The sequence below is a fragment of the Streptomyces sp. NPDC025793 genome (assembly GCF_055558375.1).
This window is the reverse complement of record NZ_JBVHMR010000007.1, coordinates 294,058-316,737: the sequence shown is the minus strand read 5'-3', so window position 1 is coordinate 316,737 and position 22,680 is coordinate 294,058. Positions and strand designations below refer to the sequence as shown.

22 protein-coding genes and 1 riboswitch are annotated in these 22,680 nt (G+C 70.9%); of the genes, 14 read left to right on the top strand and 8 right to left on the bottom strand.

Translation table 11 applies throughout. From position 1 onward, the window contains the following. Positions 1-51: 51 nt before the first annotated feature. From ACZ4MF_RS17300 to ACZ4MF_RS17290, 3 genes are all read right to left on the bottom strand, one after another. The gene (locus tag ACZ4MF_RS17300; RefSeq protein WP_467492817.1) at positions 52-384 is read right to left on the bottom strand and encodes a DUF952 domain-containing protein; all 333 of its coding nucleotides are present in this window, start codon (positions 382-384) and stop codon (positions 52-54) included. 248 nt (positions 385-632) lie between these two features. Next, complete coding sequence (locus ACZ4MF_RS17295; protein WP_467492816.1) at positions 633-1,826, bottom strand: family 2 encapsulin nanocompartment cargo protein polyprenyl transferase; 1,194 nt, start codon at positions 1,824-1,826, stop codon at positions 633-635. A 112-nt stretch (positions 1,827-1,938) separates the two neighbouring features. Then, positions 1,939-3,345, bottom strand: a complete 1,407-nt coding sequence (locus ACZ4MF_RS17290) for a family 2B encapsulin nanocompartment shell protein (protein WP_467492815.1) — start codon at positions 3,343-3,345, stop codon at positions 1,939-1,941. 194 nt (positions 3,346-3,539) lie between these two features. Here ACZ4MF_RS17290 and ACZ4MF_RS17285 point away from each other — a divergent pair, with 194 nt between their 5' ends. Continuing rightward, entirely contained in the window at positions 3,540-4,133 is a 594-nt protein-coding gene (locus ACZ4MF_RS17285) for an N-acetylmuramoyl-L-alanine amidase (protein ID WP_467492814.1), read from the top strand. A 41-nt stretch (positions 4,134-4,174) separates the two neighbouring features. Next, positions 4,175-5,074: a 1-aminocyclopropane-1-carboxylate deaminase/D-cysteine desulfhydrase gene (locus tag ACZ4MF_RS17280; protein WP_467492813.1), complete on the top strand. Its 900-nt coding sequence runs from the start codon at positions 4,175-4,177 to the stop codon at positions 5,072-5,074. On the opposite strand, the gene ACZ4MF_RS17275 is transcribed toward ACZ4MF_RS17280, so the two are convergent. Next, the gene (locus ACZ4MF_RS17275; RefSeq protein ID WP_467492812.1) at positions 5,071-6,666 is read right to left on the bottom strand and encodes a Na+/H+ antiporter; all 1,596 of its coding nucleotides are present in this window, start codon (positions 6,664-6,666) and stop codon (positions 5,071-5,073) included. The genes ACZ4MF_RS17280 and ACZ4MF_RS17275 overlap by 4 nt on opposite strands. A gap of 61 nt (positions 6,667-6,727) precedes the next feature. Between ACZ4MF_RS17275 and ACZ4MF_RS17270 the strand changes: the two genes are divergently transcribed. The 3 genes from ACZ4MF_RS17270 (at position 6,728) to ACZ4MF_RS17260 (ending at position 8,797) form a co-directional block, all read left to right on the top strand. After that, positions 6,728-6,988: a UBP-type zinc finger domain-containing protein gene (locus ACZ4MF_RS17270; protein ID WP_356028922.1), complete on the top strand. Its 261-nt coding sequence runs from the start codon at positions 6,728-6,730 to the stop codon at positions 6,986-6,988. Positions 6,989-7,250: 262 nt separating this feature from the next. Then, positions 7,251-7,667: an ATP-binding protein gene (locus ACZ4MF_RS17265; protein ID WP_031163342.1), complete on the top strand. Its 417-nt coding sequence runs from the start codon at positions 7,251-7,253 to the stop codon at positions 7,665-7,667. Positions 7,668-7,687: 20 nt separating this feature from the next. Then, the gene (locus ACZ4MF_RS17260; protein ID WP_467492811.1) at positions 7,688-8,797 is read left to right on the top strand and encodes an RNA polymerase sigma factor SigF; all 1,110 of its coding nucleotides are present in this window, start codon (positions 7,688-7,690) and stop codon (positions 8,795-8,797) included. 28 nt (positions 8,798-8,825) lie between these two features. On the opposite strand, the gene ACZ4MF_RS17255 is transcribed toward ACZ4MF_RS17260, so the two are convergent. Continuing rightward, complete coding sequence (locus tag ACZ4MF_RS17255; protein ID WP_467492810.1) at positions 8,826-9,281, bottom strand: hypothetical protein; 456 nt, start codon at positions 9,279-9,281, stop codon at positions 8,826-8,828. 140 nt (positions 9,282-9,421) lie between these two features. Between ACZ4MF_RS17255 and ACZ4MF_RS17250 the strand changes: the two genes are divergently transcribed. Together ACZ4MF_RS17250 and ACZ4MF_RS17245 are read left to right on the top strand one after the other, a co-directional pair. After that, positions 9,422-10,390, top strand: coding sequence for a diacylglycerol/lipid kinase family protein (locus ACZ4MF_RS17250; RefSeq protein ID WP_467492809.1), 969 nt, complete (start codon positions 9,422-9,424; stop codon positions 10,388-10,390). A gap of 320 nt (positions 10,391-10,710) precedes the next feature. Beyond that, a complete protein-coding gene (locus tag ACZ4MF_RS17245) occupies positions 10,711-10,968 on the top strand; it encodes a WhiB family transcriptional regulator (RefSeq protein ID WP_003992873.1) in 258 nt (85 codons plus the stop codon). Between the two features lie 196 nt (positions 10,969-11,164). Here ACZ4MF_RS17245 and ACZ4MF_RS17240 read toward each other — a convergent pair whose 3' ends face one another. Both ACZ4MF_RS17240 and ACZ4MF_RS17235 read right to left on the bottom strand, forming a co-directional pair. Next, positions 11,165-12,631 carry a sensor histidine kinase gene (locus ACZ4MF_RS17240; RefSeq protein WP_356029123.1) on the bottom strand — a complete coding sequence of 489 codons (1,467 nt, stop codon included), beginning with the start codon at positions 12,629-12,631 and terminating at the stop codon, positions 11,165-11,167. A 360-nt stretch (positions 12,632-12,991) separates the two neighbouring features. Further along, on the bottom strand, positions 12,992-13,621 hold the full coding sequence (locus ACZ4MF_RS17235) for a TetR/AcrR family transcriptional regulator (RefSeq protein WP_467492808.1): 630 nt from the start codon (positions 13,619-13,621) through the stop codon (positions 12,992-12,994). A gap of 203 nt (positions 13,622-13,824) precedes the next feature. On the opposite strand from ACZ4MF_RS17235, the gene nagB reads away from it, so the two are divergent. The 6 genes from nagB (at position 13,825) to ACZ4MF_RS17205 (ending at position 21,434) form a co-directional block, all read left to right on the top strand. Then, positions 13,825-14,610, top strand: coding sequence for a glucosamine-6-phosphate deaminase (gene nagB / locus ACZ4MF_RS17230; RefSeq protein ID WP_467492807.1), 786 nt, complete (start codon positions 13,825-13,827; stop codon positions 14,608-14,610). 164 nt (positions 14,611-14,774) lie between these two features. Next, entirely contained in the window at positions 14,775-15,539 is a 765-nt protein-coding gene (locus ACZ4MF_RS17225; RefSeq protein ID WP_467492806.1) for a GntR family transcriptional regulator, read from the top strand. Positions 15,540-15,679: 140 nt separating this feature from the next. Then, positions 15,680-15,943: a DUF3311 domain-containing protein gene (locus tag ACZ4MF_RS17220; protein ID WP_356028936.1), complete on the top strand. Its 264-nt coding sequence runs from the start codon at positions 15,680-15,682 to the stop codon at positions 15,941-15,943. Further along, positions 15,940-17,556, top strand: a complete 1,617-nt coding sequence (mctP, locus tag ACZ4MF_RS17215; RefSeq protein WP_467492805.1) for a monocarboxylate uptake permease MctP — start codon at positions 15,940-15,942, stop codon at positions 17,554-17,556. Before ACZ4MF_RS17220 ends, mctP begins: the two co-directional genes overlap by 4 nt. Before the next feature lie 150 nt (positions 17,557-17,706). Further along, positions 17,707-17,866: riboswitch (cobalamin riboswitch) on the top strand. Positions 17,867-17,991: 125 nt separating this feature from the next. Next, positions 17,992-20,361 (top strand): ribonucleoside-diphosphate reductase subunit alpha, encoded by a 2,370-nt coding sequence (locus tag ACZ4MF_RS17210; protein ID WP_467492804.1) that lies wholly within the window; start codon positions 17,992-17,994, stop codon positions 20,359-20,361. A 116-nt stretch (positions 20,362-20,477) separates the two neighbouring features. Further along, positions 20,478-21,434, top strand: coding sequence for a ribonucleotide-diphosphate reductase subunit beta (locus ACZ4MF_RS17205; RefSeq protein ID WP_467492834.1), 957 nt, complete (start codon positions 20,478-20,480; stop codon positions 21,432-21,434). Here ACZ4MF_RS17205 and ACZ4MF_RS17200 read toward each other — a convergent pair. Next, complete coding sequence (locus ACZ4MF_RS17200; RefSeq protein ID WP_467492803.1) at positions 21,347-21,589, bottom strand: hypothetical protein; 243 nt, start codon at positions 21,587-21,589, stop codon at positions 21,347-21,349. The genes ACZ4MF_RS17205 and ACZ4MF_RS17200 overlap by 88 nt on opposite strands. A gap of 105 nt (positions 21,590-21,694) precedes the next feature. Here ACZ4MF_RS17200 and ACZ4MF_RS17195 point away from each other — a divergent pair, with 105 nt between their 5' ends. After that, a complete protein-coding gene (locus tag ACZ4MF_RS17195; protein ID WP_467492802.1) occupies positions 21,695-22,657 on the top strand; it encodes a GlxA family transcriptional regulator in 963 nt (320 codons plus the stop codon). The last annotated feature ends 23 nt before the right edge of the window (positions 22,658-22,680 follow it).

The window sequence follows — 22,680 nt, the reverse complement described above, 5'->3', positions numbered from 1 at the left end:
GCCCAGACCGCCACCGCCCGGCGCCACCGCCGGCGCGCGCCCCCGCACCGCTCACCCCCAGGGCTCCACCTCCACCACCGCGCCGACGGGCAGCGGCCCGTACACGTGCGGGAACTCCTCGCCGTTCGGCTCCATCGCCTCGTACTTCACCGGCACGCCGACCAGGGCCGGGTCCACGACGAGCACGACCAGCTCGTCCGGGCCGTCGTAGTCGCCGTAGAGGAAGGCGGCGATGCGCGGGAGCTGTTCGCGCGTGGAGAAGTGGATGAAGCCCTCTTCCTGGAGGGTACGGCCGCGCGTGGACACCTCGTAGCTGCCGCGCTCGCGGGCCGCCTCCCACAGGGAGCGTTCGGTGATGTGGAGGATGGGGGGCAGTTTCGGCATGCGTTCACGGTACGTCGCCGGCGCTCCGGAGCCATGACGTTTTCCGTCGCCCCGCGCACAGCGGCGGGCCCCGCACACTGTGGGGATGTGCGGGGACCGCCTCAACCGGAGCCCCGGCCGCCGTACGGGGTCAGGAGCCGCACGGCGACCGGGGTCCGGGGTCCTTCCGACCGCCGCCGCAGGGGCGAGACCGGCCACGACGGCGCCGCAGACGCCCGCCGGCGCATCGCGGATCCCCCGGCCGGGCGCTACGCGCTGCGCCGGGTCACGAACTCGGCGAGCGCCAGCAGACCTTCCGCCTCCGGGGCGGGGACCGCGCGGGCCAGCTCCTGCACGGCGCGGGCCATCCGGTCGGCCGCCTCGGCCTGCGCCCAGTCCCGGCCGCCGGCCCGCTCCACGGCCAGCGCCGTCCGCGCGACGCCGTCGGCGTCCCCGGTGACATACGGCGTGGCGTACAGCCCGGCCAGCTCGGCCGCCGCCTCCGTACCGGACGCGAGCGCCGCCACCACCGGCAGCGACTTCTTGCGGGCGGCGAGGTCCGCCCCGGCCGGCTTCCCGGTGCGCCGCGGGTCACCCCATATGCCGATGACGTCGTCGATCAGCTGGAAGGCGAGCCCGGCCTGGCGGCCGAAGCCGTCCAGCGCGGCCACCTCCTGGGGTCCGGCGCCCGCGTACAGCGCGCCGAGGGCGCAGGCGCAGCCCAGCAGCGCCCCGGTCTTCGACTCGGCCATGGCCAGCACCTCGTCGAGGGTGACCTCGTCCGGGGCGCGGTGTTCCAGGTCCGTGTCGGTGTGCTCCCCGGCGCACAGCTCCACCACGCAGTTCGCGAGCCGGGCCGCGGCCGCGGCGCCGGCCGGGTGCGGGTCCTCGGCGAGCAGCCGCAGGGCCAGGGCCAGCAGGGCGTCCCCGGCGAGGATCGCGTCGGTGTCGCCGAACACCGTCCAGGCCGTGGGGCGGTGCCGGCGGGAGGTGTCGCGGTCCATCACGTCGTCGTGCAACAGCGTGAAGTTGTGGACCAGTTCGACCGCCACCGCCGCCGGGACGGACGCCGTACGGGCCGCCGGGCCGCCGAGGGCGGCGGCCGCTGCCAGGACGAGCGCGGGCCTTATGGCCTTGCCGCCGCCCGCCGCCGCCGGGCTGCCGTCGGCGTGCTGCCAGCCGAAGTGGTAGAGGGCGATGCGGCGCAGGGAGCCGGGCAGCGACTCAAGCGCCGCACGCAGCCCCGGGTCGACCACGGCCCTGGTGCGCTCCAGCAGCGCCGCCGCCTCGTGGCCCTCCGCACCGTCGGCCGGACCGCGGTCGCCGTTCTCCGTCCTGCCCTGCCCGCTCTGGCCGCGCTGTGCGTTCTGCGTGTCCTGCGTGTTCCCCCGGGTATCCCCCGCCGTGCCCGGGTGGGGCACGGCGGGGGAGCGCTCTTCGGTCTCCGTCATGAACTCGGCCATGTCTTCCCCTCGCCAGGTCCCCGGACGCCGGCCTCTCCGGACCGGCCGGACACGTGTGCCGAGGGTCTACCCGCCCGGGCGGCCGAGAACACGGCTCCGAAGTGCGGAAACGTCACCCCCACCGGCCGATCTCGACGTTCTCCAGCACACCGAGCGCGTCCGGCACCAGCACGGCGGCCGAGTAGTAGGCCGTCACCAGGTAGTTGATGACGGCCTGTTCGTTGATGCCCATGAACCGCACCGACAGGCTCGGCTCGATCTCGTCCGGGATGCCCGACTGCCGCAGGCCGATGACGCCCTGCTCGTCCTCGCCGGTACGCATCGCGATGATCGACGTGGTGCGCTGCTCGGTGACCGGGATCTTGTTGCACGGGTAGATCGGCACACCGCGCCAGGTCGGGATGCGGTTGCCGTTGACCTCGACGCTCTCGGGAACCAGGCCCCGCTTGTTCAGCTCGCGCCCGAACGCGGCGATCGCGCGCGGGTGGGCGAGGAACAGCTTGGTGCTGCGGCGGCGGCTGAGCAACTCGTCCATGTCGTCCGGGCTGGGCACGCCGTCGTGCGGCTGGATCCGCTGGTCGTACTCGCAGTTGTTGAGCAGGCCGAAGTCGCGGTTGTTGATCAGCTCGTGCTCCTGGCGCTCCTTGAGCGCCTCGACCGTGAGCCGCAACTGCTGCTCGGTCTGGTTCATCGGCTGGTTGTACAGATCGGCCACGCGCGTGTGGATGCGCAGCACGGTCTGGGCGATGCTCAGCTCGTACTCGCGCGGGCGCGGCTCGTAGTCGACGAAGGTGTGCGGGATGTCGGGCTCGCCGGTGTGGCCGGCCGCCAGCTCGACCTCCTTCTCGCCGTACTTGTTGGTCCGCTGCTCGGGCACCGCGCGCAGCTGCTCCAGGTGCCCGCGCAGGCTGTCCGAGCGCTCCGCGACCTGCTCGAAGTCCTGGCGGCTGAGGATCAGCACCGTGGTGGGAGTGGCCGCGCGGACGGTGAACTCCCAGATGGCGTCCGGGTCCAGCAGCGCCGCCTCGCCGAAGTAGGCGCCGTCGGCGAGGACTCCGAGGACGGCGTCGTCGCCGTAGGGGCCGGTGCCGACCTTCTCGACCCTGCCGTGCGCCAGCAGGTACACCTCGTTGGTCGGGTTGCCGAAGTCGGCGATGACCTCGCCGGGGGCGAAGTCGCGCTGGCGGCAGCGCCGGGCCAGCTCCGACAGCACCCCCTCGTCGTCGTACGCGCGCAGGGCCGGCAGCTCGCCCAGTTCGGCCGGGATGACCTCGACCTGGTCACCCGTCTTCACGAAGGTGATGCGGCCGTCGCCGACGGTGTACGCCAGGCGCCGGTTGACGCGGTACGTGCCGCCCTTCAGGTCCACCCACGGGAGCGTGCGCAGCAGCCAGCGGGAGCTGATCTCCTGCATCTGCGGAACGGACTTGGTGGTGGTGGCCAGGTTCCGCGCGGCCGCCGTCCCGAGGGACTGCTGCGGCTTGCCCTCTTCCGTGCGGACCTCTTCGCCTACCGACATAAGGAAATGTCCTCCCATGTATGGCTGGTGCCGGATCGCACGGGCACCGGTCTCGGGACCGAGCCTTCCATCACGGAACGTGCCGTCGCCATTACCCGAAAGAGCGGGATTGGATCATCGGACGGCTGGGCATGAAAGGGGACCTTGTACAGCACACGGGCCCTTTCTGCACGACGGAGCGAAGAGGAGGCGGCATGGCCCCACCCATGTCCGCGAGCACGTTTCTGGACGTTCTGCGCGCCGAGGGCGTCACGGTCGTCGAGGTCGGCGACTGGCGGCACCACCATCGCAACCACAAGGGTCCCTGGGGGCCGGTGCACGGCGTGATGATCCACCACACGGTGACCCGGGGCAGCGCGGCCACGGTGCGGCTCTGCCGGGACGGCTACCGGTCGCTGCCGGGCCCGCTGTGCCACGGCGTGATCACCAAGGACGGCACGGTGCACCTGGTCGGCCACGGCCGCGCCGACCACGCCGGGCTCGGCGACGACGGCGTACTGCGCGCGGTGATCGCCGAGCAGGCGCTGCCGCCGGACAGCCAGGCGGACACCGACGGCAACCGGCACTTCTACGGCTTCGAGTGCGAGAACCTCGGCGACGGCGCGGACCCGTGGCCGGACGTCCAGCTGGAGGCGATCACGCGCGTGGCCGCGGCGGTGTGCCGGCGGCACGGCTGGACGGAGCGTTCGGTCATCGGGCACCTGGAGTGGCAGCCGGGGAAGGTGGACCCGCGGGGCTTCACGATGGAGTGGCTGCGGGGGCGGGTCGGGGGGCGGCTGAAGGGGTAGCGCCGTGGCGGCCGGGCGCCCGCGCCGGGCGACAATGAAGTGTGACCGGCCCCGACTCCCTCGCGCCCCGCCTTCCCTCCCCTCTCCACGAGGTGCGGGACGAGCGGTTCGAGCGGCACGGCCTGCGCCTGCTGCTCAAACGGGACGATCTCATCCACCCGGAGCTGATCGGCAACAAGTGGCGCAAGCTGGTGCCGAACATCGCGGCGGCGGGCGGGCGGCCGCTGGTCACCTTCGGCGGGGCCTGGTCCAACCATCTGCGGGCCACCGCCGCCGCGGGCCGCCTGCTCGGGATACCGACCACGGGCGTGGTCCGCGGCGAGGAACTGGCCGGGCACCCGCTCAACCCGTCCCTGGCCCGGTGCGCGGCCCACGGCATGAGGCTGCACTTCGTCGACAGATCGACGTATCGCCGCAAGGCCGAGCCGGAGACCCTGGCCGCGATCCTGCGCGCGGTCGGCGCCGAGTCGGCGTACGTCGTCCCCGAGGGCGGCAGCAACAGCGTGGCCGTGCACGGCTGCCGGGCCCTCGGCGAGGAACTGCGCGGGCGCGCGGACGTCGTGGCCGTCGCCTGCGGCACCGGTGGCACCCTCGCGGGACTCGCCGCGGGACTCGCCCCCGGGCAGCGCGCGCTCGGCGTGCCCGTCCTCAGGGGCGGCTTCCTGGAGGGCGACACCGAGGCACTGCAGGAACGTGTCTTCGGCGGCCGCACCGGCGACTGGTCCCTCGACGAGCGCTTCCATTTCGGCGGGTACGCGCGTACGACCCCCGAACTGCACGCGTTCGCCCGGGACTTCGAGGACCGCCACGGACTGCCCGTCGAACGTCTCTATGTCGCCAAGTTGCTCTACGCCCTTGTCGCCCGCGCGGAAGAGGGTGCCCACGCGCGCGGGACCACGATCGCCGCCGTCGTCACCGGACGGCCGTTCCCGGAGGGCTAACCCGCCTCCCGGTAGGCCGCCGCCTCCTCCAGGTCCAGGCGTCTGAGCAGCGCGCGCAGCATCTCGTCGTCGATGTAGCGGTGGTCGCGGAGCTTGACGAAGACCTCGCGCTCGGCGCTGATCATCTCGCGCGAGAGGCGACGGTAGGTGTCGTCCACGGACTCGCCGGTGACGGGGTTGGTCTGGCCGAGGCGCTCCCAGACGGCGTTGCGGCGGCGCTCCAGGACCGTGCGCAGGCGGTCGGCGAGCGGCGGCGGCAGGGCGTTGCGCTCGTCGTCGAGGAGGTCGTCGAGGCGCCGCTCGGCTGCCCGGGAGGCCTGCGCCTGGGCGTTGGCCTCGGCGAGCGTCTCGGCCTGCCGGTCGCGGCCGGGGAACCTCATCAGGCGGATCAGCGGCGCGAGCGTCAGCCCCTGCACGACCAGCGTGCCGATGACCGTGGTGAAGGTCAGGAAGAGGATCAGGTTCCGCTGCGGGAAGGGGGCGCCGCCGTGCACCGTGAGCGGGATCGAGAACGCGATGGCCAGGGACACCACACCGCGCATGGCGGCCCACGACGTGACGACCGGCCCCCGCCAGCCGGGGCTCTCCTCGCGTGCGCGGATGCGGTGGGACAGCGCGCGGGGCAGCAGGGCCGCCGGGAACACCCACACGAACCGGGCCGCGACGACCACGGCGAAGACCGCGATCGCGTACCAGGCCGCGTCGGTCCCCCGATAGGCGCCGAGCCCCCGGAGAACGGTCGGCAGCTGCAGGCCGATCAGCGCGAAGACCGCCGACTCCAGCAGGAAGGCGACCATCCGCCACACCGCGTCCTCCTGGAGCCGGGTGGCGAAGTCGACCTCCCACGCGCGGTGCCCGAGATAGACCGCGACCACCACGACCGCGAGCACGCCGGAGCCGTGCAGCTGCTCGGCCACGCCGTAGGCGACGAACGGGATCAGCAGCGAGAGGGTGTTCTGGAGCAGCGCTTCCTTCAAGCGGGTGCGCAGCCAGTGGATCGGCACCATGAGCACCAGTCCGACGAGCACACCGCCGACGGCGGCCCGCAGGAACTCCCCGATGCCGCCCGACCAGGTGGCACCCTCGCCGACGGCCGCGGCGAGGGCCACCTTGTAGGCGGTGATCGCGGTGGCGTCGTTGAGCAGGGACTCGCCCTGGAGGATGGTGGTGATCCGGGACGGCAGCCCGACCCGGCGCGCGATGGCCGCGGCCGCGACGGCGTCGGTCGGCGCGACGACGGCGCCGAGCACCAGCGCGGCGGGCAGCGGCAGTCCGGGGACGACGAGGTAGGCGGCCCAGCCGACGGCGAAGGTCGCGAAGAGCACGTACCCGATCGACAGCAGCCCCACGGGCCGCATCTGGGCCCGCAGGTCGAGGTACGAGCTCTCGGTGCCCTCCTTGTACAGCAGCGGGGGGAGCACCAGCGGCAGGACGACCTCGGGGTCCAGCGTGTAGTGCGGGATCCCGGGCACGTACGAGATCGCCAGGCCCACCGCGACCAGCAGCAGGGGTGCCGGCACCGGTGTGCGCCGGGCGGCCCCCGCGATGCCCGCACTGCCCGCCACCAGCAACAGCAGCGGCATCACGTCCATGATCCTCGCCCGCCCTCGTTTTCCGCGCGGTCACCCGCACACCCGTCGTAATCTGGCAATCATGAAACAGTGCACGCACGCCGACGCGCTGCCGCACCCGGAACCGGAGCCGCTCGCCCCGACCTGTCCGGAGTGTCTGCGGGACGGCACACACCCGGTGCAGCTGCGGTTGTGTCTCACCTGCGGTCACGTCGGCTGCTGCGACTCCTCGCCGGGGCAGCACGCGACCGGACACCACCAGGAGTCCGGCCACCCGGTCATGCGGACCTTCGAGCCCGGCGAGGACTGGCGGTGGTGCTTCGTGGACCACATCCTCGTGTGACACTGCATGCGGTGGCGGCCGCACGACGGTTCGAGCGTCGGACGCCTGGGTACGTCAACCCGGCGCGCGCTCTTCCCATTTGGGCCCGCAAACCCTCTAGACACGGAGCGTATCCACAGCTTTACTGTGAGTGACGCCAGGGGGTTGGGGTCCCCGGGACAGGACTGTTCGGAGCGCGATAGCGTCACCGCGGAACCACGTACGCGTTACCCCGGGGGGCGACCCTCGGCCCCGTAGAGCTTGTACCACCATGGAGGTGAGGGTGTCCCAGATCGCAGGCGAGCCCACGGCGAATCAGGACTTCGTGGAAGTCCGGCTGCCGGCCGCGGGTGCCTACCTGTCGGTGCTGCGGACGGCCACGGCCGGTCTCGCGGCCCGCTTGGACTTCACCCTGGACGAGATCGAGGACCTGCGCATCGCCGTGGACGAGGCCTGCGCGATCCTGCTCCAACAGGCCGTGCCCGGCTCCGTGCTCAGCTGTGTCTTCCGGCTCGTCGACGACTCGCTGGAGGTCACGGTCGCGGCGCCGACCACGGATGGTCACGCCCCCTCGCGGGACACCTTCGCCTGGACCGTGCTGTCGGCCCTCGCGGGCAAGGTCTCGTCCGCCGTCGACGAGGACAAGACCGTGTCGATCAGCCTCTACAAACAGCGTGGCGCGGGCCCCGGCCCGGCGTGAGGAAGAACGGGGACGGTCCGGTGCGGGACGAAGAGCGCGGCACACGGGAGCTGCCGGCCGGGGACGGGGGTGCCCCCTGGCCGAGCACGGGCGGCATGTCCGGGGAACCTCCTCGGGACGGTTCGCGGCGCATGGCGGACGGCATCGACGGCATCCCCGAGCAGGCCAGACCACACCCGGTGGACGACTCCGCACGGCCCGCCGGTGCCGGTGCCGTGCGGGACGCGGCGCCGGCGGGATCCGGCGCCGACTCCGCCGTCCACGGGGGGGCGAGGGCTCGGGGAAGGGCTACGGGCGGGACGATGAGCGAGCACGAGCGATACGCCGGGGACGCCGCGCCGGGCGCGGAGGCCGTGCAGGCCGTCCAGCACGGCCCCCAGGACCGCAGCGGGGCGCGGGCGCTCTTCGTCGAGCTGCGCAAGCTGAACGCGGGCAGCCCGGAGTACGCGGAGCTGCGCAACCAACTGGTCCGTATGCATCTGCCGCTCGTGGAGCACCTGGCACGCCGCTTCCGCAACCGCGGCGAGCCTTTGGACGACCTCACCCAGGTCGCCACGATCGGCCTGATCAAGTCCGTCGACCGGTTCGACCCGGAGCGCGGCGTGGAGTTCTCCACGTACGCCACCCCGACCGTCGTCGGCGAGATCAAGCGGCACTTCCGCGACAAGGGCTGGGCGGTGCGCGTGCCGCGCCGGCTCCAGGAGCTGCGCCTCGCGCTGACCACGGCGACGGCCGAGCTGTCCCAGCTGCACGGCCGCTCCCCCACGGTCCACGAGCTGGCCGAGAAGCTCGCCATTTCGGAGGAGGAGGTCCTGGAGGGCCTGGAGTCCGCGAACGCGTACTCCACGCTGTCCCTGGACGTCCCCGACACGGACGACGAGTCCCCGGCGGTCGCGGACACCCTCGGCGCCGAGGACGAGGCGCTGGAGGGGGTGGAGTACCGCGAGTCCCTCAAGCCGCTGCTGGAGGACCTGCCGCCGCGCGAGAAGCGCATCCTGCTGCTGCGCTTCTTCGGGAACATGACGCAGTCGCAGATCGCACAGGAGGTCGGCATCTCCCAGATGCACGTCTCCCGGCTGCTGGCCCGCACGCTGGCCCAGCTGCGGGAGAAGCTCCTCGTGGAGGAGTGAGCCCGAGGAGTGAGCCCCGGGCAGTCGGCTATTCGCTCCGGCCCGGTCCCCTGATGCCGAGGGCCCGGGTCGTGGCGGGGTTGACGAGCAGGACCAGCGCCGCGACGGCGACGACCGCGAGGGCGATGCCGGCCGGGATGGCCATGCTGTCGGCCTTGAGCAGGCTGTAGGCCACCGGAAGCGCCATCAGCTGTGTGATCACCGCCGGGCCCCGGCTCCAGCCGCGCCGCAGCAGCAGACCGCGCGCGGCGAGCAGCGGCAGCAGCGCGAGCACGACGAGGGTGATCCCCAGGGAGATCCCCTGCTGCCGATCGGAGGCGTCGCCGGAGATCCCGAGGACGACCATCCAGAGGCCGCCGGCCACCAGGGCGACGCCCTCCAGCGCGGCGAGCACGGCAGCGTAGGTCAGCCGGCTCGGACGCGGTCCGGCGACGGCTTCGGTGGTGTCCGCGGCTTCCTCGGCGGCTTTCTGCTCACTGCTCACCCCAGCAGGGTAGCCGTCTCCCCGCCGGCGCCCTCCCGCCGCCCCGGAGGTCCGGGAGTGTCAGGACTCACGCCTTCCTCTCTTACCCGATCCCTACCTCGGCGTCCGCCGGGTACCACCCAGTAGGTACGCTGCCATCCATGCGTGCACTTCTCGTGGTCAATCCGGCGGCAACCACCACCAGCGCACGCAGGCGTGACGTTTTGATCCACGCGCTGGCCAGCGAGGTGAAGCTGGAGGCGGTCACCACCGAGTACCGCGGGCACGCGCGCGACCTCGGCCGGCAGGCGGCGGACAGCGACGACATCGACCTCGTGGTGGCCCTCGGCGGCGACGGCACGGTCAACGAGGTGGTCAACGGCCTCCTGCACGACGGCCCCGACCTGGACCGTCTGCCCGGCTTCGCCGTGGTGCCCGGCGGCTCCACGAACGTGTTCGCCCGCGCCCTCGGTCTGCCCAACGATCCCGTCGAGGCCACCGGCGCCCTGCTGGACGCGCTGCGCGAGCGGCGGGAGCGGGTCGTCGGGCTCGGGCTGACCTCGGGCACGCCCGGCACCGAGGACGAGGCGGTCCCGGACCGCTGGTTCACCTTCAACGCGGGACTCGGCTTCGACGCGGGCGTGGTCGGCCGGGTCGAGCAGCAGCGCGAACGCGGCAAGACCTCGACCCACGGGCTCTACGTCCGCCAGGTGGTCCGGCAGTACCTCGGCGAGCCGAGCCGCCGGCACGGCTTGATCACGCTCGAACGCGCCGGCGAGGACCCGATCGCCGAACTCGTCGTCGCCATAGTGTCGAACACGGCCCCATGGACGTATCTCGGCAATCGCCCGATGTACACGTCACCTAAGGCCTCGTTCGACACCGGCCTCGATGTGCTCGGTCTCAGCCGCCTGTCGGCGGCCTCGGTTGCCCGGTATGGCACCCAGTTGCTCACTTCGTCCCCCGAGCGCGGACCCCATGGCAGGCACGCCCACTCACTGCACGATCTGGACCAGTTCACCTTGCATTCGAAGGCTCCTCTGCCCTTGCAGATGGACGGCGACCACCTTGGGCTGCGTACGAGCGTGACGTTCACAGGCGTACGCCGTGCACTGCGTGTGATTGTGTGAGCGGAACGGGCCAAAGTCCTTTCACTCGAACGTTTAGGCCAGGATCCACCCCATGGAAGTACGGCTGTGACCTAGTCGACACCGAGGAATCAAAAAAAACTTTCCGGAAGGGGTTGTATCCGTCGCCGAGGTTTGCGAGTCTCTACGTGTCGATCGGGACGGCCCGCAACACCGGCCTCCGCTGATCAACAGAACCCCTCCTCAAACCCAGGACCACGCCGGGGAGATCTCGGCGGTCGGCCCTTCACTTGTTGAGGGATTCGTGAAAGCGTTCACATTCACAAGCAACGTGCATGTAATACCAAGGAGAGGTAGCAGCCATGGACTGGCGTCACAACGCCGTTTGCCGCGAGGAAGACCCCGAGCTCTTCTTCCCCATCGGCAACACCGGTCCTGCGCTGCTGCAGATCGAGGAAGCCAAGGCCGTCTGCCGTCGCTGCCCGGTGATCGAGCAGTGTCTGCAGTGGGCGCTCGAGTCCGGTCAGGACTCCGGCGTCTGGGGTGGTCTCAGCGAGGACGAGCGCCGCGCCATGAAGCGCCGCGCCGCCCGCAACCGGGCTCGTCAGGCCTCCGCCTGACCTACCCACCCCTGCTGACAGCCTGAGCTTGGCGGCGCGCACACCACGTGCGCATCTCCCGCCCCCGAGCCGCAGCGCGCAGTATCCCCCGATGCGCTTAGCAATGACGCAGAGCAGCAACGAGCACAAGCCTCGGACCACTACCGGTCCGGGGCTTTTTGCTGTGGCCGACTCCCTTTGCGGGCAGGGCCGTCGGCTACTTCTGCGACCGCACCGGAAGGTCGAGGATCACCCGGGTGCCCCGCTCCGGCGCCGGGACCATGTCGAACGAGCCGCCCAACTCGCCCTCCACCAGCGTCCGTACGATCTGCAGGCCGAGGTTGCCCGAGCGGTGCGGGTCGAAGCCCTCGGGCAGGCCGACGCCGTCGTCCTGGACCGTGACCAGGAGCCGAGCCTCCTTCGTCGTACCGCCGCGGACCGCGGAGACCTCGACCGTGCCGGTGTCGCCCTCGCGGAAGCCGTGCTCCAGGGCGTTCTGGAGGACCTCGGTGAGGACCATGGACAGCGGGGTGGCGACCTCGGCGTCGAGGATCCCGAAGCATCCGGTGCGCCGGCCGGTCACCTTGCCCGGCGAGATCTCGGCGACCATCGCCAGCACCCGGTCGGCGATGTCGTCGAACTCCACGCGCTCGTCCAGGTTCTGGGACAGCGTCTCGTGCACGATCGCGATGGAGCCGACCCGGCGCACGGCCTCCTCCAGGGCCTCCCGGCCGCGCTCGGACTCGATCCGCCGCGCCTGGAGGCGCAGCAGGGCGGCGACCGTCTGGAGGTTGTTCTTCACCCGGTGGTGGATCTCCCGGATGGTGGCGTCCTTGGTGATCAATTCGCGTTCGCGGCGCCGCAGTTCGGTGACGTCCCGGCACAGCACCAGCGAGCCGATCCGGGTGCCCTTGGGCTTGAGCGGGATCGCCCGGAACTGGATCGCCCCGTCGTGGGCCTCGATCTCGAACTCGCGCGGTGCCCAGCCGCTCGCGAGCTTGACCAGCGCCTCGTCCACCGGGCCGCGGGTCGGGGCGAGTTCGGCGGTGGTCTGTCCGAGGTGGTGGCCGACCAGGTCGGCGGCGAGCCCGAGCCGGTGGTAGGCGGACAGGGCGTTCGGGGAGGCGTACTGGACGATCCCGTCCGCGTCGAGCCGGATCAGTCCGTCGCCGGCGCGCGGCGAGGCGTCCATGTCGACCTGCTGGTCCGGGAAGGGGAACGATCCTGCGGCGATCATCTGCGCGAGGTCCGAGGCGCTCTGGAGATAGGTGAGCTCCAGCCGGCTCGGGGTGCGGACGGTGAGCAGGTTCGTGTTGCGGGCGATCACGCCGAGCACGCGGCCCTCGCGTCGTACGGGGATGGACTCGACCCGTACGGGGACCTCTTCGCGCCACTCCGGGTCGCCCTCGCGCACGATCCGGCCCTCGTCCAGGGCCGCGTCCAGCATGGGCCGGCGGCCGCGTGGGACGAGGTGGCCGACCATGTCGTCCTGGTAGGAGGTGGGACCGGTGTTCGGGCGCATCTGGGCGACCGAGACGTACCGGGTGCCGTCCCGGGTGGGGACCCACAGGACCAGGTCGGCGAAGGACAGGTCGGAGAGCAGTTGCCACTCCGAGACCAGCAGGTGCAGCCACTCCAGGTCGGAGTCGTCGAGGGCGGTGTGCTGGCGGACCAGTTCGTTCATGGAGGGCACGTCTGTGAGCGTACTCGCACGCGCGAAGGTGGCCGAAAACACCCGCGGGCCGCGGCGCCTGGAAGGGACCCTCAACCCTCCCGGCACCGCAGCCCGGAGCATCATCGGCCGCGGGGTGTGCGGTCCCGGCCGGCCGAAGGTCGAGGAGCCGGGGCAGTCAGGGCAGAGAGCGCCGGTTCCTCGATCCGCCCTCCTGTGCGGGGAAGGCGGAGGCTTTTGTGTTCTCTTGGAATTGTGGACTAGACCACAAGGATGTGTCCATGGTCTTGTCGGCACGCACGAGCGATGGCACTCGATACACACACCTGATGGCACTCGATGCCACGCAGCACGCAGCCTAGCCCGCCGGGCTCAGTCTTGGGGCCAGATGGTCATGGCAATTTCCGCGAGAGCTTCCAGTTCCTCCCGGCTCGCCCCGTCGCGCGCCTGCTGGGACATGCCCTGGATCATCGCGCCGGTGTGCCGGGCGAGGGCGGCGGCGTCGGTGCCGGCCGGGAGCACCCCCGCCGCGACGTCCGCCCGGATCCGGGAGGCCAGGGCCGCGACGCCGGCATTGCGCCGCTCGCGCAGCAGCCGCTCCACCTCGGGGCTGGTGCAGTTGGTCGCGGCGTGCACGACCAGACAGCCGAAGGGGTGGGCGGGGTCGGTGTACTCGGTGGCGGCCTCGCGCAGCGTGCGGGCGACGGCGCCGCGGGCGGTGGGCTCCTCGGCGAGCGCGCGGTCGCCGAAGCCGCCGTGCGTGTCCGTGTAGACGCGGACGACCTCCTCAAACAGGCTCCGCTTGTCGCCGAAGGCCGCGTAGAGACTCGGCGCCCCGATGCCCATGGTCCGGGTGAGATCGGAGACCGAGGTGGCCTCGTACCCGTGCTCCCAGAAGGCCATGAGCGCCTTCTCCAGCGCGGCGTCCCGGTCGAAGGAGCGCGGCCGACCGCGCGTCCTGCCGTCGCCCGCCTGCGCTTTCGTGTCGCGACCCGTCACCATGACAGGCATTTTATAGCGGTCCCTAGAAAATTGACCCCGCCGTCAGGGCACGCACGGAGCGCCGTGACGCCCCACCCGAACGTTCCCCGGAGCTTCCGCCCCCCTTTCCCACACCGTCGAACGGCGATTCTGTTAGATTGGTCTAAACCACATAGAGGCGCACAGAGCCCACTTCGAGCCCACTTCAGAACGGCAGGCCCAGCGTGGAAGTTGTCATCGTTCCGGACGCCGCGGCGGGCGGCGAGCTGATCGCCGAGGCCATGACGCAGCTGCTGCGACGCAAGCCCGACGCCCTGCTCGGCGTGGCCACCGGCTCCACCCCGCTGCCCATCTACCAGGCGCTGACCGCGAAGGTGCGCTCCGGCGCCGTGGACGCCTCGCGGGCGCGGATCGCCCAGCTCGACGAGTACGTGGGGCTGCCCGCCGAGCACCCCGAGTCCTACCGCTCGGTGCTGCGCCGCGAGGTGCTGGAGCCGCTCGGCATCGGCATGGACGCGTTCCTCGGCCCCGACGGCACCGCCGAGGACGTCCAGACGGCGTGCGAGGAGTACGACCGCGCGCTCGCCACGGCCGGCGGGGTGGACCTCCAGCTGCTCGGCATCGGCACCGACGGGCACATCGGCTTCAACGAGCCGTGCTCCTCGCTCGCCTCGCGCACCCGGATCAAGACCCTGACCGAGCAGACCCGGGTCGACAACGCCCGCTTCTTCGACGGCGACATCGGCCAGGTCCCCCAGCACGTCATGACCCAGGGCATCGGCACCATCCTGGAGGCCCGGCACCTGGTGCTGCTCGCGACGGGCGAGGGCAAGGCGGACGCGGTGGCCGCGACCGTCGAGGGCCCGGTCGCCGCGGTCTGCCCGGCCTCCGCGCTCCAGCTGCACGCGCACGCGACGGTGGTGGTCGACGAGGCGGCCGCGTCCAAGCTGAAGCTCGCCGACTACTTCCGCCACACCTACGCCAACAAGCCGGACTGGCAGGGGATCTAGCGGCAGGGCCGGGTGATGGACTAGACCAACCAGGGGTGCGACGGTATACAGAGGAGATCGCGGGGCGTGCGGGTGGACTCCGGACACAAGAAGCCGTGCCACGATGTGAGCCGTGGCCGATGTCAGTCGGTCGCTTTCGGCATCCGGAGCCGGGAAGGCAGGGCATGAGCACCGACGTGAGCAGTGCGGAGAACGAGACCGGCAGCACCGTCCGTACGGCACGCGTGCCCAAGTACTACCGCTTGAAGAAGCACCTGCTCGACATGACGCAGACGCAGGCGCCGGGCACTCCCGTCCCGCCCGAGCGCACACTGGCGGCCGAGTTCGACACCTCCCGCACGACCGTCCGCCAGGCCCTCCAGGAGCTGGTCGTCGAGGGCCGGCTGGAGCGGATCCAGGGCAAGGGCACCTTCGTCGCCAAGCCCAAGGTCTCCCAGGCGCTCCAGCTCACCTCCTACACCGAGGACATGCGCGCCCAGGGCCTGGAGCCGACCTCGCAGCTGCTGGACGTCGGGTACATCACGGCGGACGACCGGCTCGCCGGGCTGCTGGACATCACGGCCGGCGGGCGCGTGCTGCGCATCGAGCGGCTGCGCATGGCCAACGGCGAGCCGATGGCGATCGAGACCACGCATCTGAGCGCCAAGCGCTTCCCGGCCCTGCGCCGCTCCCTGGCGAAGTACACCTCGCTCTACACCGCGCTCGCCGAGGTCTACGACGTCCACCTCGCCGAGGCCGAGGAGACCATCGAGACCTCCCTGGCCACCCCGCGCGAGGCGGGCCTGCTCGGCACCGACGTGGGCCTGCCGATGCTGATGCTCTCCCGCCACTCCCTGGACCGCGAGGGCAAGCCGGTGGAGTGGGTGCGCTCGGTGTACCGCGGGGACCGCTACAAGTTCGTCGCGCGGCTGAAGCGGCCCGTCGAGTAACTCCCGCCGGGGGCGGGGCCGGTGGGCGTCGCCGAATCGATATACCGATATGCGGACGAGGTCTTCCACTGCCGTGACACCGTCACCTAGATTGCCTGCGCATTACACAGGTGATCAGCGAGGGGACGGAGATCCGTGGCATGTCCGAAGCACCAGAAGTGAGACCACCGGTGGTGACACCGGTCCGCGTGATCATCGGCGTGTGCCTCGTCGCACCCTTCGTGGCGATGCTGTGGGTCGGCTCGTACGCCAAGACCGACCCCACGTTCATCGGCATCCCCTTCTTCTACTGGTACCAGATGCTCTGGGTGCTGATCTCCACGGCGCTCACGATGACGGCGTACAAGCTGTGGCAGCGTGACCAGCGCGCCCGTGCCGCCCAGAAGGGAGGTGCGGCGCAGTGAAGAACGGCGTCAACGGCGTCGCGCTCGGCGTCTTCATCTTCTTCTTCCTGGCCGTCACGGTCATGGGCTTCCTCGCCGCCCGCTGGCGCAGGGCCGAGAACGAGCACTCGCTGGACGAATGGGGCCTGGGCGGGCGGTCGTTCGGCACCTGGATCACCTGGTTCCTGCTCGGCGGTGACCTGTACACGGCGTACACCTTCGTCGCCGTACCGGCGGCGATCTACGCGGCGGGCGCGTCCGGCTTCTTCGCGGTGCCGTACACGATCCTCGTCTACCCGCTGATCTTCACGTTCCTGCCCCGCCTGTGGTCGGTGTCCCACAAGCACGGCTATGTGACGACCTCGGACTTCGTGCGCGGCCGGTTCGGCTCCAAGGGTCTGTCGCTGGCGGTGGCGCTGACCGGCATCCTCGCGACGATGCCGTACATCGCGCTCCAGCTCGTCGGCATCCAGGCCGTGCTGGACGTGATGGGCGTCGGCGGGGACAGCAGCGGCAACTGGTTCGTCCGGGACCTGCCGTTGCTGATCGCCTTCGGTGTGCTCGCCGCGTACACGTACTCGTCCGGGCTGCGCGCGCCCGCCCTGATCGCGTTCGTCAAGGACGGCCTGATCTACCTCGTCATCGCGGTGGCGATCATCTACATCCCGATCAAGCTGGGCGGCTTCGACGACATCTTCGCCAAGGCCGGTCATGCGTTCAGCCAGGTCAGTCCGGCGACGGGCAAGCCGCGCGGTGCGCTCGCGCCCCCGGAGGCGGGCCAGTGGACGTACGCAACGCTGGCCCTCGGCTCGGCCCTCGCCCTGTTCATGTACCCGCACTCGATCACCGCGACCCTGTCGTCCAAGAGCCGTGAGGTGATCCGCCGCAACACCACGATCCTGCCGCTGTACTCCCTGATGCTCGGCCTGCTCGCCCTGCTGGGCTTCATGGCGATCGCGGCCGGAGTCAAGGTCACCAACGGGCAGTTGGCGATCCCGCAGCTGTTCGAGGACATGTTCCCGAGCTGGTTCGCGGGCGTGGCCTTCGCCGCCATCGGCATCGGCGCACTCGTGCCCGCGGCCATCATGTCGATCGCGGCGGCGAACCTCTTCACCCGCAACATCTACCGGGACTTCATCAAGCCGGACGCCACGCCGAAGCAGGAGGCCCAGGTCTCCAAGCTGGTCTCCCTGCTGGTGAAGGTCGGCGCCCTGGTCTTCGTCCTCACCATGGACAAGACGGTCGCCATCAACTTCCAGCTGCTGGGCGGTATCTGGATCCTGCAGACCTTCCCGGCCCTGGTCGGCGGCCTGTTCACCCGCTGGTTCCACCGCTGGGCGCTGCTCGCCGGCTGGGCGGTCGGCATGGTCTACGGCACGGTCGCCGCGTACGGGGTCGCCTCGCCGACCCAGAAGCACTTCGGCGGCTCGGCGAAGGAGATCCCCGGCATCGGCGAGATCGGCTACATCGGCATGACGGCGTTCGTCCTGAACGTCGTCGTCACCGTGGTCCTGACGCTGGTTCTGCGTGCGCTGAAGGCCCCCGAGGGCGTGGACGAGACCCGCCCGGAGGACTACACGGCGGACGCGGGCGACCCGGGCGTCGAGACGGAGCTGGCGGGCGCCGCTCACTGAGGCACACCCGTACACCCTGAAGCACGTCGTACACCGGACACATCCCGCAGCGGGCCGCCGACATCGAGCATGACGGCGGCCCGTTCCGCATGTCCCCCGTCATACACAAGTTGACGCTCTGAAGCCAGCGCGACACACAACAGACACAACATCTGGGGGTGTCACGGCAGCCCGGCACTAGATGTATGCTCATCCTCGCTGTCGTCGCAGGGGAATCCGGTGCGAATCCGGAACTGTCCCGCAACGGTGTACTTGTGCGTATCCGCGCGCAGGAGTCAGTCCGAGGACCTGCCGGCAGCACGCGCCCGGCCGTCCGGCCCGGGTGCCTTCCGACGTCCGGGCCTCGTGGAATGGGCCGGTGGACGCGACGCGTGCGCGCTCGTGGCTGCCCCTGCCCTCCACAAGGCCCCCGTGCCGAGCGAGGGAGAGCCCCACGTGACCATCGCGCCCGCAGATCCGGCTTCAGCAGGCGGCCTGGACACCGACGGTCCCGGTGCCGCGCTGCTGCGTACCCTGACCGAGCTGACCGCCGACCTCCCCGACGCCGACCCCGGCCGAGTCGCCGCCGCCGCGTTGCGCGGCCGGTCCGCCCGGTCCGACGAGACGGAGTTGCGCGAACTGGCCACGGAGGCCGCCGCCGGGCTCATCTCCGAGGACCCCGCCTACTCGCGGCTGGCCGCCCGGCTGCTGACCCTCGCCATCCGCGCCGAGGCCGCCTCGCAGGGTGTGACGTCCTTCACCGAGTCCGTGGCCGTCGGCCACCGCGAGGGCCTCATCGCCGACCGCACCGCCGCGTTCGCGCGGCTGCACGCGGCCCGCCTCGACGCCCTGGTCGACGCGCACGCCGACGACCGCTTCGGCTACTTCGGCCTGCGCACCCTGCACAGCCGCTACCTGCTGCGCCACCCGATCACCCGCCGGGTCATCGAGACCCCCCAGCACTTCATGCTCCGGGTCGCGAGCGGCCTGGCCGAGGACGACAGCGTGCGCGCGCTGGACGAAGTCGCCGCGCTCTACGGGCTCATGAGCCGCCTCGACTACCTGCCCTCCTCCCCCACGCTCTTCAACTCCGGCACGCGCCACCCCCAGATGTCGTCCTGCTACCTCCTCGACTCCCCGCTGGACGAGCTGGACTCCATCTACGACCGCTACCACCAGGTGGCCCGGCTCTCGAAGCACGCCGGCGGCATCGGGCTGTCGTACTCCCGCATCCGCAGCCGCGGTTCACTGATCCGCGGTACCAACGGGCACTCCAACGGCATCGTGCCGTTCCTGAAGACGCTGGACGCCTCGGTGGCCGCCGTGAACCAGGGCGGCCGGCGCAAGGGCGCGGCCGCGGTCTACCTGGAGACCTGGCACTCCGACATCGAGGAGTTCCTGGAGCTGCGGGACAACACCGGTGAGGACGCCCGGCGTACGCACAACCTGAACCTCGCGCACTGGATCCCGGACGAGTTCATGCGCCGGGTCAACGCGGACGCCTCCTGGTCGCTGTTCTCCCCCGCCGACGTGCCGGAGCTGGTGGACCTGTGGGGCGAGGAGTTCGACGCCGCGTACCGCAAGGCCGAGCAGGCGGGCCTCGCGAAGAAGACCATCCCGGCCCGTGAGCTGTACGGCCGCATGATGCGCACCCTCGCGCAGACCGGCAACGGCTGGATGACCTTCAAGGACGCCGCCAACCGCACCGCCAACCAGACGGCCCTGCCGGGTCACGTGGTCCACTCCTCCAACCTCTGCACGGAGATCCTGGAGGTCACGGACGACGGCGAGACGGCGGTCTGCAACCTCGGTTCGGTGAACCTGGGTGCCTTTGTCGACACGGCGAGCGGTGACATCGACTGGGAGCGGCTGGACGAGACCGTCCGCACGGCCGTGACCTTCCTCGACCGGGTCGTGGACATCAACTTCTACCCGACCGAGCAGGCGGGCCGCTCCAACGCCAAGTGGCGTCCGGTCGGTCTCGGCGCGATGGGCCTCCAGGACGTCTTCTTCAAGCTGCGCCTGCCCTTCGACTCCGCCGAGGCCAGGGCCCTCTCGACGCGGATCGCCGAGCGGATCATGCTCGCCGCGTACGAGGCCTCCGCCGACCTCGCCGAGCGCAACGGCCCGCTGCCGGCCTGGGAGAAGACCCGTACGGCCCAGGGCGTGCTGCACCCGGACCACTACGACGCCGAGCTGACCTGGCCGGAGCGCTGGGACGCGCTGCGCGAGCGGATCGCCGGCGTCGGCCTGCGCAACTCGCTGCTCCTCGCGATCGCCCCGACGGCCACCATCGCCTCCATCGCCGGGGTGTACGAGTGCATCGAGCCGCAGGTGTCGAACCTGTTCAAGCGCGAGACGCTGTCGGGTGAGTTCCTCCAGGTCAACTCCTACCTGGTGCAGGACTTGAAGAACCTGGGCGTGTGGGACTCCCGCACCCGTGAGGCGCTGCGCGACTCGAACGGCTCGGTGCAGGACTTCGCGTGGATCCCCGAGGAGGTGCGCGCGCTGTACCGCACCGCGTGGGAGATCCCGCAGCGCGGTCTGATCGACATGGCGGCGGCCCGCACCCCGTTCCTGGACCAGGCGCAGTCCCTGAACCTGTTCCTGGAGACGCCGACCATCGGCAAGCTCTCCTCGATGTACGCGTACGCGTGGAAGTCGGGCCTGAAGACGACGTACTACCTGCGCTCCCGCCCGGCGACCCGGATCGCCCGCGCGGCCCAGGCGCAACCCCAGAAGACCATCCCCGCCCAGCAGATCGCCGACCCCGACGCCGTCGCCTGCTCCCTGGAAAACCCCGAGTCCTGCGAGGCCTGCCAGTAATGACCACTCCCGCCCACCCGTCGCCCGACCACCACCCCTCAACGACGGCGCTCCGCGCCGCCACCTCCCGATTCCAGAACCTGCTCGACCCGGGCTTCGAGCTGACTCTGCGTCCGATGCGCTACCCCGACTTCTACGAGCGCTACCGGGACGCGATCAAGAACACCTGGACCGTGGAGGAGGTCGACCTCCACTCGGACGTCGCCGACCTCGCGAAGCTGACGCCCGAGGAGCAGCACCTCATCGGCCGGCTGGTGGCCTTCTTCGCGACGGGCGACTCGATCGTCGCGAACAACCTGGTGCTGACGCTGTACAAGCACATCAACTCCCCCGAGGCGCGGCTCTACCTGAGCCGTCAGCTCTTCGAGGAGGCCGTGCACGTCCAGTTCTATCTGACGCTGCTGGACACCTACCTGCCCCACCCGGACGACCGGGCGGCGGCCTTCGCGGCCGTCGAGAACATCCCCTCCATCCGCGAGAAGGCGCAGTTCTGCTTCACGTGGATCAACGAGGTGGAGAAGCTGGAGCGGCTGGAGTCGAAGGCCGACCGCCGGCGCTTCCTGCTGAACCTGATCTGCTTCGCCGCGTGCATCGAGGGGCTGTTCTTCTACGGCGCCTTCGCGTACGTCTACTGGTTCCGCAGCCGGGGTCTGCTGCACGGCCTCGCCACGGGCACCAACTGGGTGTTCCGCGACGAGACCATGCACATGTCCTTCGCCTTCGACGTGGTCGACACCGTCCGCAAGGAGGAGCCGGACCTCTTCGACGACCAGCTCCAGCAGCAGGTCACCGACATGCTGAGGGAGGCGGTCGAGGCCGAGCTGCAGTTCGCCCGCGACCTGTGCGGTGACGGCCTGCCGGGCATGAACACCGAGTCGATGCGCCAGTACCTGGAGTGCGTCGCCGACCAGCGCCTCACGCGCCTCGGCTTCGCCCCGGTGTACGGCTCGGAGAACCCCTTCTCCTTCATGGAGCTCCAGGGCGTTCAGGAGCTGACGAACTTCTTCGAGCGCCGCCCGTCGGCGTACCAGGTCGCGGTGGAGGGCACCGTCGACCTGGACGAGGACTTCTGAGCCTCCCGCCGCGTGCGACCCCCCTGGGCCTGCCCGAGCTGTCGGTCGATGCGCCACTCGCGCACCGCGCCGATCGCGGAGGGCAGGACCAGGAGGAGCAGGATGCCGAGGGTGGCGACCATTCCGATCAGGCCTTGAATCTGGTTTCCGGTCATGCACACCACTGTCGTCCCGGACGCTCCTGACCGGCAGTGGCAGGACTGCCGTAGACCTTCGAATTACTGCCACCATTTTCCGCACCGGCGAGGCACACTGGCAGCATGCTGAAGAACGTGGCCGCCGTGCTGCTGGACGGGGTGCACCCCTTCGAGCTGGGCGTCGTGTGCGAGGTGTTCGGCATCGACCGCAGCGACGAGGGACTGCCCGTCTACGACTTCGCGGTCGTCTCCGCCGAGGGGCCGACGCTCGACACCCACTGCGGGTTCACCGTGTCCACGCCGTACGGGCTGGAGCGGCTGGAGGAGGCCGACCTCGTCGCCGTACCGGCCGGGACCGCCTATGCCGAGCGGGAGTATCCCGAGGAGCTGCTGGCGGCGCTGCGCCGGGCCGTCGGGCGCGGCGCCCGGGTGCTGAGCGTGTGTTCCGGGGTGTTCCTGCTGGCCGCGGCGGGGCTGCTGGACGACCGGCGGTGCGCGGTGCACTGGCATCACGCCGAGCAGCTCGCCCGGCGCTATCCGCGGATCGCCGTCGAGCAGGACGTGCTGTACGTGGACGAGGATCCGGTGATCACCTCCGCCGGTACGGCCGCGGGGATCGACGCCTGTCTGCACATCGTGCGCAAGGAGCAGGGCCCCGAGGTCGCCAACAAGATCGCCCGGCGGATGGTCGTACCCCCGCACCGGGACGGCGGGCAGGCCCAGTACATCGAGCGGCCGCTGCCGAAGGGCGCGTGCGACACCGTCGGCGAGGTGCTGGTGTGGATGGAGGAGCACCTCGACGTGGAGGTGACCGTGGAGCAGCTCGCGGCCCGCGCGCACATGTCGCCGCGCACCTTCGCCCGCCGCTTCCAGCAGGAGACCGGGACCACGCCGTACCGGTGGATCCTGCGCCAACGGGTGCTGCGCGCCCAGGAGTTGCTGGAGGGCACCGACGAGACCGTGGACGCGATCGCCTGGCGCACCGGGTTCGGCACGGCGGCGGCGCTGCGCCACCAGTTCGTGCGGGCGCTCGGCACCACGCCGAACGCGTACCGGCGCACGTTCCGCGGCCCTCACGCCGCGTGAGCGCACGCCGGTATCAGGACGTA

Bases quoted from the DNA above. Each gene is read 5' to 3' on its own strand.
- ACZ4MF_RS17300 (WP_467492817.1), bottom strand. From the start codon at position 384: ATGCCGAAACTGCCCCCCATCCTCCACATCACCGAACGCTCCCTGTGG.
- ACZ4MF_RS17295 (WP_467492816.1), bottom strand. From the start codon at position 1,826: ATGGCCGAGTTCATGACGGAGACCGAAGAGCGCTCCCCCGCCGTGCCC.
- ACZ4MF_RS17290 (WP_467492815.1), bottom strand. From the start codon at position 3,345: ATGTCGGTAGGCGAAGAGGTCCGCACGGAAGAGGGCAAGCCGCAGCAG.
- ACZ4MF_RS17285 (WP_467492814.1), top strand. From the start codon at position 3,540: ATGGCCCCACCCATGTCCGCGAGCACGTTTCTGGACGTTCTGCGCGCC.
- ACZ4MF_RS17275 (WP_467492812.1), bottom strand. From the start codon at position 6,666: ATGGACGTGATGCCGCTGCTGTTGCTGGTGGCGGGCAGTGCGGGCATC.
- ACZ4MF_RS17270 (WP_356028922.1), top strand. From the start codon at position 6,728: ATGAAACAGTGCACGCACGCCGACGCGCTGCCGCACCCGGAACCGGAG.
- ACZ4MF_RS17250 (WP_467492809.1), top strand. From the start codon at position 9,422: ATGCGTGCACTTCTCGTGGTCAATCCGGCGGCAACCACCACCAGCGCA.
- ACZ4MF_RS17245 (WP_003992873.1), top strand. From the start codon at position 10,711: ATGGACTGGCGTCACAACGCCGTTTGCCGCGAGGAAGACCCCGAGCTC.
- ACZ4MF_RS17240 (WP_356029123.1), bottom strand. From the start codon at position 12,631: ATGAACGAACTGGTCCGCCAGCACACCGCCCTCGACGACTCCGACCTG.
- ACZ4MF_RS17235 (WP_467492808.1), bottom strand. From the start codon at position 13,621: ATGGTGACGGGTCGCGACACGAAAGCGCAGGCGGGCGACGGCAGGACG.
- ACZ4MF_RS17225 (WP_467492806.1), top strand. From the start codon at position 14,775: ATGAGCACCGACGTGAGCAGTGCGGAGAACGAGACCGGCAGCACCGTC.
- ACZ4MF_RS17220 (WP_356028936.1), top strand. From the start codon at position 15,680: ATGTCCGAAGCACCAGAAGTGAGACCACCGGTGGTGACACCGGTCCGC.
- ACZ4MF_RS17205 (WP_467492834.1), top strand. From the start codon at position 20,478: ATGCGCTACCCCGACTTCTACGAGCGCTACCGGGACGCGATCAAGAAC.
- ACZ4MF_RS17200 (WP_467492803.1), bottom strand. From the start codon at position 21,589: ATGACCGGAAACCAGATTCAAGGCCTGATCGGAATGGTCGCCACCCTC.
- ACZ4MF_RS17195 (WP_467492802.1), top strand. From the start codon at position 21,695: ATGCTGAAGAACGTGGCCGCCGTGCTGCTGGACGGGGTGCACCCCTTC.